Genomic DNA, 12,516 nt, shown 5'->3' on the forward strand with positions numbered 1-12,516 from the left:
CGAATCATTCGATCCGCCTCTCGCTCTCCTCGTTTTAGTCGCTTTTCTGATCGAAAAAACATCATGCAAGACACGAAGCCCCAACCTACGCAAATTACTTCGGACTCCGAACGATGGCAGTTCTGGATCGACCGAGGCGGTACGTTCACCGACATCGTCGCCCGTCGCCCGGACGGCATGCTGGTGACGCACAAGGTGCTGTCCGAGAACCCTGAGCGCTATCGCGATTCGGCCGTGCAGGGGATCCGCGAATTGCTCGGCGTGCCGGCCGGTGCACCCGTGCCTGCCGAGCTGATCGAATGCGTGCGGATGGGGACGACCGTTGCCACGAATGCACTGCTCGAACGCAAGGGCGAGCGCACCGTGCTCGCGATTACGAAGGGATTCGCGGATGCCCTGCGGATCGCCTATCAGAATCGCCCGAAACTGTTCGTACGCAATATCGAGCTGCCGACGCTGCTGTACGAGCGCGTCGTCGAAATCGATGAACGCATCGGCGCACGCGGCGAAGCGGTTCGGGCGCTCGATGAAACCAGCGCGCGCGCCGCACTTCAGCGCGCCTTTGATGAAGGCATCCGATCGTGCGCCATCGTATTGATGCACGCTTACAGGCATCCCGAACACGAACGCGCGCTGAAAGCCATCGCGCAAGAGATCGGCTTCACGCAGATCTCCGTCAGCCACGAAGTCAGCCCGCTCATGAAGCTCGTGTCGCGCGGCGACACCACCGTCGTGGACGCCTATCTCTCGCCCGTACTGCGCCACTATGTGCGCCAGGTGGAAAGCGAGCTCGGGGCCGTCCCGCTGCAGTTCATGCAGAGCAATGGCGGCTTGACGGACGCCCACCGGTTCCAAGGGAAGGACGCGATTTTGTCGGGGCCCGCGGGCGGCATCGTCGGCGCGGCGCAGGTCGCCGAGCTGGCCGGATTCGACCGCATCATCGGCTTCGACATGGGCGGCACCTCCACGGATGTGACGCACTACGCGGGGGAATACGAACGCGATTTCGTCACTGAAGTGGCCGGCGTGCGTATCCGCGCGCCGATGATGAAGATTCATACCGTCGCGGCTGGCGGCGGCTCGATCTGCAGCTTCGACGGCGCACGCTTCCGCGTCGGTCCCGAGAGTGCCGGGGCAAACCCGGGGCCGGCTTCGTACCGCCGCGGCGGTCCGCTGACCGTCACCGATTGCAACGTCATGACGGGAAAGCTCGATCCGAAGTGGTTCCCGAAGGTGTTCGGCCCCGAGGGCAACGAACCGCTCGACGATGCGATCGTGCGTCAACATTTCGCCGAGCTGGCGCATCAGGTCACCGCTGCAACGGGCATCGAACGCACGCCGGAAGCCGTCGCTGAAGGGTTCTTGAAGATCGCGGTCGAAAACATGGCCAACGCGATCAAGCAGATTTCGGTGCAGCGCGGCTATGACGTGACGCAATATACGCTCGCCTGTTTCGGCGGCGCGGGCGGGCAGCACGCCTGTCTCGTGGCCGATGCGCTCGGCATGACGCGCGTTTTCATCCATCCGCTCGCGGGCGTGCTGTCCGCCTATGGCATGGGCTTGGCCGACGTACGCGCCATGCGGCAACGGGCACTGGAAGTGCCGCTGGACGAACACGCGCTGGCAGCGTGCGAATCGGCCTTCGTTGATCTTGCCGATGCTGCGCGCGGCGAAGTATCCGCCCAGCGCATCGAGGACAGCCGCATTTCGCTGTGCTACAAGCTGCACGTGAAATATGACGGGACCGATACCGCGCTCGAAGTCGATTTCGACCAGGACGTCCCGACGGTGGTCGCACAGTTCGAAAAGCTCTACCGCACACGGTACGGCTTCCTGATGCCGAATCGCGCGCTGATCGTCGAAGCGGTGGCCGTAGAGGCGATCGGGCGGACGCGGCAGGCAGACGACGAGCGCTGGCCGCTTGCCGATCACTCGTCGGCCGAACCCGAGCCGATCGCGCGCACGCGCGTCTTCACCGGCGGCGAATGGCGCGAAACGCCCGTCTACGATCGCGATGCAATGGCGCCGGGCGCAACCATCGATGGCCCTGCGATCATCAAGGAGCGGACGGGCACGACCATCGTCGAGCCGGGATGGCAAATCGCGGTCACCCGCCATAATCATCTGGTCGTCGAACGCACGGTGCCGCTCGAAGCGCGCCATGCCGCCGGCACGCAGGCCGATCCGGTCCTGCTCGAAGTCTTCAACAACCTGTTCATGTCCATCGCAGAACAAATGGGCGTGACGCTGGCGAATACGTCGTACTCGGTCAACATCAAGGAACGTCTGGATTTTTCGTGCGCATTGTTCGATGCCAACGGCAACCTGATCGCGAATGCGCCGCACATGCCCGTTCACTTGGGTTCGATGGGCGAAAGCGTCCGCACCATCATTGACCGCCGAGAAGGGACGATGCGGCCGGGCGATGCGTTCGCGTTGAACGCGCCGTATGCAGGCGGCACTCACCTGCCCGACGTCACGGTGATCATGCCCGTCTTCGCCAACGGTTCAAGCGCACCGATGTTCTATGTTGCGGCACGCGGCCATCACGCGGATATCGGCGGCGTGACGCCGGGATCGATGCCGCCCGATTCGGTCCATGTCGACGAAGAAGGCGTGCTGCTCGATAACGTTCAACTCGTCGCCGAAGGCCGCTTCCTGGACGGACGCATTCGCGACAAGCTGCTGTCCGGACCGTGGCCCGTGCGCAACGTCGAGCAAAACCTCGCCGATCTGCGCGCGCAAGTGGCGGCGTGCACGAAGGGCGCTCAAGAACTCGAGCGCATGTGCGGCCAGTTCGGTCTCGATACGGTGCGTGCCTATATGCAGCACGTGCAGGACAACGCCGAAGAAGTCGTCCGACGCACGCTGTCGGTCCTCAAGGATGGCCGCTTCGAATACGCCTTCGACGACGGCGCGAAAATCGTCGTCAACGTTTCGATCGATAAGGTGCAACGGTCGGCCGTCATCGATTTTGCCGGAACGAGCGAACAGCAGCCGAACAACTTCAACGCGCCGTCGGCGATCTGCAAGGCGGCCGTGCTTTACGTGTTTAGAACGCTCGTCGATGAAGACATTCCGCTCAATGCCGGTTGCTTGAAGCCGCTCGACATCAGGATTCCGGAAGGGTCGATGTTGAATCCGCGCTATCCGGCGGCCGTCGTCGCGGGCAACGTGGAGACGTCGCAGGTCGTCACCGATGCGCTTTACGGTGCCCTCGGCGTATTGGCTGGCGCCCAAGGCACGATGAACAACTTCACGTTCGGCAACGACAAGGTTCAGTACTACGAGACGATTTGCGGCGGCTCGGGGGCTGGCCCCACGTTCGACGGTTGCAGTGCCGTGCAAACGCATATGACGAACTCGCGTTTGACCGATCCGGAAGTGCTCGAATGGCGCTTCCCGGTGCGGCTCGACGAATTCGGCGTACGTCGCGGCAGCGGCGGCGCGGGACGCCATCGCGGCGGCGACGGAACGCAGCGGCGCGTGCGGTTTCTTGAACCGATGACGGCCGTGATGCTTGCGAACCGGCGTCTGGTTCCGCCGTTCGGGCTCGAGGGTGGCGCACCCGGCGCGGTCGGCGTGAATTGGATCGAGCGCAAAGACGGCTCGCGCGAAGACTTCGGCGCACGCCATCGGATGCAAGTGGACGAGGATGATGTCGTTGTCATTCACACGCCCGGCGGCGGGGGCTACGGCGCGGCTTGAGCCCAAGCCTGAGCGGATCACCACCGCTCGGTAAGACACGAGACGACGCTCGGCGATTCACTCGCCGCAGCGTCGTTTTCGTATAAGACGAACGAAGAATTACTCAGCCGTACCGAGCAAATTCAAGTAAGTCTTGAGCGTTCGTTGGGCGGCCTCGGCCACAAGACGCGTCAAGGGGCCATCATTGCCCCCGACGCACGCCTCTTCCAGCGCAGCGCAGTAGGCAAGACGATCCTCGTGGAGGATGATTGCCGGCGGATAGCCGCCCTTCATCAATTCGAGGTTAAGTAGAAGCCGGCCCGTCCGGCCATTGCCGTCTGCGAACGGATGAATTTTTTCGAAGCGCACATGCAGTTGTGCAGCGCGCACGATGGCATGCATCCCGCCCGCGCTCGAATGCCAGGCGATGAGCGCGGCCATTTCCGCCGGCAGTTGCGAAAAATCCGCAGGTTTCGTGCTTGCACCGGCGATCGTCACGTTCGTGGTCCGGTATTCGCCCGCCTGTTTATCGTCGATCCCCTTCAGCACGCAGTCATGAATGTGTCGGATTTGTGACTCGGAAAGCGCTTCGTCACTGCCCACCCGCTCCTCGACAAACAGGATGGCGTCGCGGTGATTCAATACTTCGAAGTGCTCGCGAAGCAGTTTTCCGCCCACGGCAACGCCATCGAGCACGACCTTGGTTTCGTTCAACGTCAGGGAGTTACCTGCAATCGCGTTCGAGTTATAGGTCCATTCGGACATCAACGCTTCGCGCAACGATTGGAGGGTGTGTAACGGCAGGGGGTTCGCCGTATCAAGCTTCGCCTTGTCTGCATCGATGGCTTCGAGCAAGGGCTGTAAGGAGGAATCCATGAAATCACCGGTGCGTTCGGAAGGCCCACATTGTATATCCGCGGCCAACCCTTGACTTTTCCGGACGAAGTCTCGGTCCAATCTGCGTACTCCTGGCCAGCCGCAGTAGAATCGTCGGCAATCAGACATACGCCCAACGATATGTCCTTGCCCACCCCTACCCTGAAGACCGCTCGCCTCCTATTGCGTCCGTTCACCGAAGCCGATACGGATGCCATGTTCGCGCTGCATAGCAATCCCGATGTACTGCGCTACTGGGATGCGCCGCCTTGGAAGACGCGCGCGCAGGCGGAACAGTTCATCGCCAGGTGCAAGCAGTTCGAGCAGGAAGGCACGGGGGCGCGGCTGGCCATCGAGCGCTCAGCGGATGGCGCATTTCTCGGCTGGTGCGGTTTAGCCAACTGGGACCCGGCTTACCGTAGCGCAAGGATGGGCTATTGCCTCAACGAAGCCGCATGGGGCCAAGGCTTCGCCACCGAAGCCGCACGCGCCATGCTGCAGTGGGCTTTCGATACGCTGGACCTGAACCGCGTGCAGGCCGAAGCCGATACGCGCAACATCGCGTCGGGCCGCGTGCTCGAAAAACTTAAATTCATTCGCGAGGGGACGCTGCGCGAAGACTGTATCGTGAATGGCGAGGTGTCGGATTCATGGGTGTATGGGCTGCTTAGGCGCGATTTCAGTTCTTGAAAATCATCGTAGGGGCTCGTATGGATCGGTTCTCGATCAAGCGCAAGAACAGACCGTTCGGTCCGCGCCTCTTATGAAACATGATTGACCGGCGCAGCCAATAGACGTTAGGATCCGCTGCATGTCGAATCGCACTCATTCCCGCTCCTTGTGTTGCGCATGTTGTCGCTACATGCCGGGGGGAAGCTGCGTCTAGCGATTTTATCCAGCTACACGTCGTATCGATTGCCCTCTGGCCGCCCGTTGAAAAACCGGCGGCCTTTTCGTTTTTGGACGACACTTTCCGCACGGAGAACTCACTCGATGCCGCTCCAGCTGTATGACACCTGGTCGCGTACGGTCCGCCCGTTCACGCCCATCCAAGCCGGCCGCGTTGGGATGTATTGCTGCGGTCCTACCGTCTACGATTACGCGCACATCGGTAATCTGAGAACCTATGTGTTCGAGGATCTCCTGCGCCGAGTATTGATGCGCAACGGCTATGAGGTTCGGCACGTCGTCAATATCACCGACGTCGGCCATTTAACTTCGGATGCCGACGAGGGCGAAGACAAGATGGAAAAAGGCAGCCGGCGCACCGGAGAATCGGCGTGGGCGATCGCTCAGCGCTACACGGATGCTTTTGTCGAGGACTGGCGCGCGCTGCATCTGCTGGAACCCACCGTATGGTGCCGGGCAACGGATCACATGGCCGAGCAGATCGCATTCATCGGTGAGTTGGAACGTGCAGGCTACGTCTATCGGACAGACGACGGCATCTATTTCGACACGAGCAAACAGGACGACTACGGCTTTCTCGCTCGGCTCGATCGTGAGGGGCTGCAGGCGGGCAAGCGCGTCGCGATAGGGGCCAAGCGGCACATCACCGATTTCGCGTTATGGAAGTTCACGCCGGCCGGTGTCATGCGGCAGATGGAATGGGACAGCCCTTGGGGCCGCGGCTTTCCCGGTTGGCATATCGAGTGCTCGGCCATGTCGGCCAAGTATCTCGGCACGTGGTTCGATATCCATTGCGGCGGAGAGGATCATGTTGCCGTGCATCACAGCAACGAGATTGCGCAAACGCAGGCGGCACATGGCACGCGGCTGGCGAACTTCTGGATGCACGGGCATTTCCTCACGCTCGATGCGAGCGCGAAGATGTCGAAGTCGAGCGGCGATTTCATTCGTCTGCAAACTTTGCGAAGCAGGAATTTCGATCCGGCCGCATACCGCTACTTGTGTCTCACAGCCCATTACCGCAGCAAACTTCGTTTCAGTTGGGCCGCGCTCGAGGCAGCACACACTGCGTTGAATCGATTGCGGCATCTTTATCGCAGTTGGCCCGACGGGGGCTGCGTGGAGAGCGCATGGGTCGCGCGATTCGACGCCGAGGTGAACGAGGATTTGAACTTGCCTCGGGCGTTGGCTGTGCTTTGGGAGCTCGTGAAAAGCGACCTGCCGCCTGCGGCTTTGCGAGCCACTGTCGACAACTTCGATACGGTGCTCGGCCTCAGATTGCGAGATTGGAAGCCGGCCGAGCATGACATTCCCGAAAGCATTCGGGCACTGCTCGACGAACGCGAACAGGCCAGAACGGAGCGCAATTGGGCGAAAGCGGACGAGATACGGAAGACGTTGACTATGCGTGGGTGGAAAGTGGAGGACCTCCCGGGCGGACAGCGCCTTATCGAAATCGCTGCGGAGTAGCGCCCAAGGAATCCTCGGGGATCGAAGTCAACGCGATCCGGGCTACAGCGAAAGCAGCGGTTCCATGCCCGGCATCGGGACAAAGCCCTTCAGAGATGCGATACGGTCGATCCACGCGCGCACGGCGGGCCGAGCGTCGAGATCGAAGCCGTTGTCCCATGCGAGCGCAACGTACGGAAAGCATGCAATATCGCCGATGGTGGGGCCATCGGCGGCCAGCCACTGGCGATTCGCCAAGCGTTTTTCGAGTATATCGAGCGCCCTGTTGCCTGCCTGCTGCGCCGATGCGAGATCGCCGGGATAGCCAAAGAGTTGGATGGCGCGCGATAGAAACATACCGTTGACCTCGTTCTGCGCGAGCTCCATCCATTGCATGACCATGGCCATCTTGTCCGGTGCGGCGGGCAACCATGTCCTGGCAGCGTCATAGCGCGTGGCGATGTACACGAGGATGGCTGTCGAACCCCAGACGTGATGGCCGTTGTCGTCGATCGTCGGGATTTGTCCCCGCGGGTTCAAATCGAAGTAAGCCGGATCGACGACGTTCTTTCCGGCGGTGGCGTTCACGATTTTTTCGTCGTATTCGATACCCAGGAAAGAAAGAAGCAGGCGCACTTTATAGCTATGGCCCGATGTCGGGCGATGGTAGAGCAACATTTTTCTTGGCACTCCGATCGTTGATACGGTGCAAATGATGGTCGCCCACTGGATCGATAAGGCGTGCCAAATTATGTTTGACCGCATAGTGCACGGCAATGAAGAAATTATTGATGCACGCGTTTAGGTTTCCTTTACGCACGGCGGGTTTGCGAACGTCGCATGACCATCGAACGCGCAGGGGCATCGCTCCCGATGGGGGACGACGTGGTAGGCTATCGATAACTTTCCTTGTTTTTGAGAATTGAAATGACATCGCTTGGAAAATCGATTGAAATTTATATCGCCGCGAAGGATGGCAATCGCCCGCATTTGATATCGGATGCATTCACGGCGGATGCCGAGCTTTTCATGGAATTAAAAACCAACGAGATTTCTTTCCCCACCAACGTCAAAGGCGCCGCAGGGATTTCTGATGTTCTCGTGAGTGAGTTCGCGCTCAAGTACGAGAACGTCTATACGTTTTGCATCGGGAAGCCGCCTGAAAATCAACTTTCGCTCTGCTGCTACTGGCTCGTATGCATGACCGAGAAAAGCACAGGCGCCGCCCGGGTTGGGTTCGGTCAGTACCAGTGGGATTTTGATGACGCGCAAGGGAAGATCGCGAAGCTTCGGATCACGATCGAGGAAATGAACACGTTGCCTGCCGCATGGAGTCCGGCGATTCTCGGTTGGGCTCGCGCGCTGCCGTATCCGTGGTGTCCGTCTCATGCCCTCGCGCGCAATGTGCCCGCCTTCGAGCCGGTTCAAAGAATTACTGACAGATTGGATCAGTTGGCTGCGGCGGCGGGATAGACGTCGGCAATTGATGCCCCCCGATAGGGTCGACCCATCCTAGCGGGTTCGAGATTCTTAACCGCCAGCCACCGTCGCGGCCCCTCTCCATCACTTGAGCCTCATCGTGGCGTTATGGGTGAAAAGACCCAGCAATCCATCAAGGTTGCCTGCGTTCATTGCTGCATCGAATGCAGCCGGGACTTCACTGGGGGGCATTGCAGCCAGCGGACTTGCTCTCTACTGCCGCAAGAAAGTTCGCCATAATCTGCGCAACCTCTGACGGCGCCTCGAGCGGAGACAGGTGTCCAACGCCAGGAAGAATATGCATCGCCGCGTGCGGGACGCGAGGCAGCAACTCCGCCTGCAAGGTACTGATGCGATCGACCTGGTCCAGCTCCCCGGAGATGACGATGGTCGGTACGTCGATCGCCCCCACCGCTGCCGTCATGTCTTCGCGCATCGCGATCTCGGGCCAAGCGGTCTTCGCCTGCGGGGCGCCCTTCAGACTGTCCTGGATAACCTGTTCGCGGCACGCGGCGTCGAGCGGCTTCGCGGTTAGTACGTTATCGATGACGAATTCGACGGATTCCCGTGATTGATAGGCGCCCGACAAGATCGCGCGCTGCTCTTCCGACAGCAGCATCGGCGATGGAGGAGACGGAGCAACGAGTACGAGACCCTCGAGCCCGCTCGGCCTGCGCGATGCGATGAGCTGTGCGACCTTGCCGCCCATGGAATGCCCGACCAGGACGTACCGTTCCAAACCAACCGCTGCAATGACCCCTTCTGCGTCATCGGCCAGATCTGCGATACGGTAGCCATCCGCGGGGGCGTCGGAGTCACCCCAGCCTCGATGATCGGTGGCCACAACCCGATACTGGTCGGAGAGCCTTTCGGCAACCCTGTTCCACGTGCGGGATGAGCCGCCGCAATAGTGCAGGAAGACAAGCGCCAGATTCCCGCTGCCTCGCTGCGTGACATGAATCCGCGTGCCGTTCGTTTCGATTTCCATTTCGCCCACCTTTGCTCGACAGATGACAATGCGCGAATAGTAGGCGTGCGTCGAAGTTTTGATAATTGCCGGCTGGGTGTCGACAGTCGATAATGGCGTTATCGAATCGGGGAATGGAATGGACCGGCTGACAAGTCTGGCTGTGTTTGTCGCCGCGGTGGAGGAAGGCAGCTTTGCTGCCGCTGCGCGGCGTTTCGGGCTATCGCCAGCGATGGCTGGCAAGCATGTGAGTGAGATCGAGGCGCGGCTGAATGCCCGTCTGCTGCAGCGAACCACGCGACGGCTGACTTTGACCGACGCGGGCCAGGCGTACTACGAACGCAGCAAGCAGATCCTGGATGCGTTTGACGAAGCTAACCGCGTGGCTGGCGACTCGCAAGGCGTGGCGCGTGGCATCCTTCGTGTCGCAGCACCCGTGACCTTCGGCTCAATGCATCTGGGTCAGGTCATCGCGCGATATGCCGAAGATCACCCGCAGGTGAATGTCGAAGTTGTCCTCGGCGATCGGTATGTTGACCTGCTCGACGCAGGCATAGACGTCGCCATCAGGATCGGTCGTCTGCAAGACCCGGCGCTGGTCACACGTCGAATCGCCCCGTGCGGGATGGTCGTCTGTGCATCACCGAAGTACATCGAGCGACATGGAGCGCCCCTCGAGCCCGGCGATCTGCTTCAGGCGCCGAGGCTTGCGTTCAGCGAGGCCGTATCTGCAGGAGACTGGACTTTATTCGATGCAAGCGATCGAGCCTATGTCATCGACGGACCTCCGAGGATCTCGTCCAACAACATGCAGATGTTGTTGGCCGCCGCGCTCGTCGGTGCCGGAATTGCGTATGGCCCGACGTTCGTCTTCGGGGAGCACCTGCGGCGTGGCGATCTGGTGGCGCTGCTGCCGGATTACCGCACGACGGAATTGGCGATCCAGGCCGTCTATCCCAGCGCACGGCAGATACCGCTCAAGGTGCGCCGCTTCGTAGATTATCTTGCGGATGCGTTTGGCGATGAACCGCCTTGGGATGCCGGGATTGTTAAATGATCGGCCATATTCAGGGCGCGGCCTGTCAGGGGGCCGTCTGGGCAGACGGCTTTGCAGGTCAGAATAGCGGTTTGCCGATCGTGTTCGGCGAAATGTCGTCGAAGAACAGGTGTGCCTGTACCAGAATTCCAACATGCGAACCACTGGCGCTGTTGATCGGTATCCGGGCTTCGACACGAACTGCCCATAGCGATTGACCCAGATGAATCCCGGTGCCTTGGCGAGTCAACTATCTGCTGTAACCGAAGCCTGTGCTTCGGTCATTCCTTCTCTGGCATGGCCGATGAATGATGGCTTGTAATTAGCCATTGCGCCCCATCCCAACGATACGTGTAGGTATAACGGGCCTTAACAACCGCCCCGGTTCTTGCGAAGGTGAAAGTGTAAAGCCCAGCGTCCACGGCCGAATTGCATCCCAGTTCGACGTAGCGGAAATCAATCTTGCCGGAGGGGCGATCCTCCAGAAAATGGCTGAAATAGTCCTCCTTCTCAGCAACCGTCAAGCGCGGCTTATTAGATACCGTCGGAAGAAGAATCGAATGCTCGGCGTAGTTAGCGACTACCTTGCGCGGATCTCCAGTTTGCAGGGACTGATTCCATCGATCAAACAACGCCGCAATCTCCTCATTCGACGCGACTCGACAACTGCCAGCGCGGAGCGACGACGCGTTGTTCGACGTGGCTTGGTCTGCGGCGCATCCCGCGAGCGCCAGCACCACGACAGCAACGGTAATTGACTTCATGGCGACACCTTTCCATTCAGACGTTTGATCTTTCCAGCGAGTCTGAGAGCGAGGCGGAACGCGGATCTCCCGCTGATCAGCCACGGCGCAGGCGAGTTGGACATACCCGTCGCAGATCCCGGCAGACGGTAGCGAATGAAACGATCCACAGTTGAACAAGTATCGTTAAGGTCGTCTGTTCGCCGGCGAACCTCGGATGAGGTCTGTCCCGCGACGCGCGGTGTATGGCTCAGTGCGGCCAGTTTCACGCACTCGACCTCAGCGCTGAGATCGTCGACAATCGCATCCCGTGTGACTAACGGCGGTGTGGAAATGCCGTCTGGGCTTCCGATGGCTGATGCCGTGCCACGTGGTACCGACAAGGCAAAAATCCGATAGCAGGTACGCAAGAGGTTCGAAGGGGCGCTGGCCAACGACACGAAATGGAACGAGGTGATTTCTTTCGTGCGCGGGGGCCGAGCAGACTGCCCCATGCGATGATGTGCCGCGGCCAACATGAGATATGAAATGACAACGACATTCGACGAGGCAACAACGGCGGCGATCGCCGCGTTTGCCCAGCTGGATTTCTACACGGCTGTGCAGGCTATGCGCGCCGAGGCCGACTACGACCACGAACGGGAGCAGTGGATCTCGCGCTATATCGATGAACACGGCGGCGGCGCGGACGATGCGGAATACGACGCCTTGCACGCGCAGGCCCAAGCAACCCCGGAATTCGCGCAGTTCGTCGATGCCGTTCGCAGGGAAATCCTCGACTACTTTGGCGTGGCCGACGTTCAACTGGACTCGGTGATCGTGCTGCGCAATGACGACACCGATGAGCTCTGGGCGGAGGTCAACCGGCGGCGGAACGCGCTGGGGACCGGTGAAGTGCGCGGCGATCTCTGATCGTCTGTGTCATTGGAGTTTGAAGTCGTGCTTGGGCGGCGGAATCGCACACCCATCGCGGATTTTGACTCCGAGGATGCCTCGGCGCTAACAGAAGACGCCGGCTGCTCTTCATAGGGCAGCCAACCGTCCCGCGGGTTTCGGCATCTAAAGGTGCTGGCCCGCACGCCGCCAGCCTCCATCAAAGAAATATCTCCCACCGTCCACAATATCCGCGCGCCCCATTCGTCTTCAAGCGCATGGAACCGCCATTCACCCCGGACACGATGAACGAACGAGACCGCGACATGACCGCGACGCTCGTGCGCGAACGCACGCGGCTCGGGAATTACATTCGGCGCCGTGTACGAAACCAAAGCGACGCCGAGGACATCTTGCAGGACGTCTTCCACGAATTCGTGCAGGCGTACCGCCTGCCCGCCCCGATCGAGCAGGCAAGCGCGTGGCTGTTTCGCGTC

11 protein-coding genes are annotated in these 12,516 nt (G+C 60.4%); 7 read left to right on the forward strand and 4 right to left on the reverse strand.

Annotation, left to right across the window (positions count from 1 at the left end; all coding sequences use genetic code 11):
• Nucleotides 1-63 precede the first annotated feature (63 nt).
• Nucleotides 64-3,708, forward strand: coding sequence for a hydantoinase B/oxoprolinase family protein (locus ACTHL0_RS10160; protein WP_440566601.1), 3,645 nt, complete (start codon nt 64-66; stop codon nt 3,706-3,708).
• A gap of 99 nt (nt 3,709-3,807) precedes the next feature.
• On the opposite strand, the gene ACTHL0_RS10165 is transcribed toward ACTHL0_RS10160, so the two are convergent.
• Complete coding sequence (locus ACTHL0_RS10165; RefSeq protein WP_440566602.1) at nt 3,808-4,563, reverse strand: Fic family protein; 756 nt, start codon at nt 4,561-4,563, stop codon at nt 3,808-3,810.
• A gap of 147 nt (nt 4,564-4,710) precedes the next feature.
• Here ACTHL0_RS10165 and ACTHL0_RS10170 point away from each other — a divergent pair, with 147 nt between their 5' ends.
• Nucleotides 4,711-5,253: a GNAT family N-acetyltransferase gene (locus ACTHL0_RS10170; RefSeq protein ID WP_440566603.1), complete on the forward strand. Its 543-nt coding sequence runs from the start codon at nt 4,711-4,713 to the stop codon at nt 5,251-5,253.
• Between the two features lie 303 nt (nt 5,254-5,556).
• On the forward strand, nt 5,557-6,942 hold the full coding sequence (cysS, locus tag ACTHL0_RS10175; protein ID WP_440566604.1) for a cysteine--tRNA ligase: 1,386 nt from the start codon (nt 5,557-5,559) through the stop codon (nt 6,940-6,942).
• A gap of 42 nt (nt 6,943-6,984) precedes the next feature.
• On the opposite strand, the gene ACTHL0_RS10180 is transcribed toward cysS, so the two are convergent.
• Nucleotides 6,985-7,599, reverse strand: a complete 615-nt coding sequence (locus tag ACTHL0_RS10180; protein WP_440566605.1) for a glutathione S-transferase family protein — start codon at nt 7,597-7,599, stop codon at nt 6,985-6,987.
• Between the two features lie 249 nt (nt 7,600-7,848).
• Here ACTHL0_RS10180 and ACTHL0_RS10185 point away from each other — a divergent pair, with 249 nt between their 5' ends.
• Nucleotides 7,849-8,394 carry a hypothetical protein gene (locus ACTHL0_RS10185; RefSeq protein ID WP_440566606.1) on the forward strand — a complete coding sequence of 182 codons (546 nt, stop codon included), beginning with the start codon at nt 7,849-7,851 and terminating at the stop codon, nt 8,392-8,394.
• A 184-nt stretch (nt 8,395-8,578) separates the two neighbouring features.
• Here the strand turns inward: ACTHL0_RS10185 and ACTHL0_RS10190 are convergent, their stop codons facing one another.
• Complete coding sequence (locus ACTHL0_RS10190; RefSeq protein ID WP_440566607.1) at nt 8,579-9,388, reverse strand: alpha/beta fold hydrolase; 810 nt, start codon at nt 9,386-9,388, stop codon at nt 8,579-8,581.
• Nucleotides 9,389-9,506: 118 nt separating this feature from the next.
• Here ACTHL0_RS10190 and ACTHL0_RS10195 point away from each other — a divergent pair, with 118 nt between their 5' ends.
• On the forward strand, nt 9,507-10,424 hold the full coding sequence (locus ACTHL0_RS10195) for a LysR family transcriptional regulator (protein ID WP_440566609.1): 918 nt from the start codon (nt 9,507-9,509) through the stop codon (nt 10,422-10,424).
• A 260-nt stretch (nt 10,425-10,684) separates the two neighbouring features.
• Here the strand turns inward: ACTHL0_RS10195 and ACTHL0_RS10200 are convergent, their stop codons facing one another.
• Nucleotides 10,685-11,167, reverse strand: coding sequence for an SgcJ/EcaC family oxidoreductase (locus tag ACTHL0_RS10200; RefSeq protein WP_440566610.1), 483 nt, complete (start codon nt 11,165-11,167; stop codon nt 10,685-10,687).
• 507 nt (nt 11,168-11,674) lie between these two features.
• Between ACTHL0_RS10200 and ACTHL0_RS10205 the strand changes: the two genes are divergently transcribed.
• Together ACTHL0_RS10205 and ACTHL0_RS10210 are read left to right on the forward strand one after the other, a co-directional pair.
• Nucleotides 11,675-12,058, forward strand: a complete 384-nt coding sequence (locus ACTHL0_RS10205) for an ATP-dependent protease (RefSeq protein WP_440566611.1) — start codon at nt 11,675-11,677, stop codon at nt 12,056-12,058.
• 239 nt (nt 12,059-12,297) lie between these two features.
• The coding region (locus ACTHL0_RS10210; protein WP_440566612.1) for an RNA polymerase sigma factor at nt 12,298-12,516 on the forward strand (219 nt) is incomplete at its 3' end.

It is taken from the genome of Trinickia sp. (assembly GCF_051961175.1).
Lineage (GTDB): Bacteria > Pseudomonadota > Gammaproteobacteria > Burkholderiales > Burkholderiaceae > Trinickia.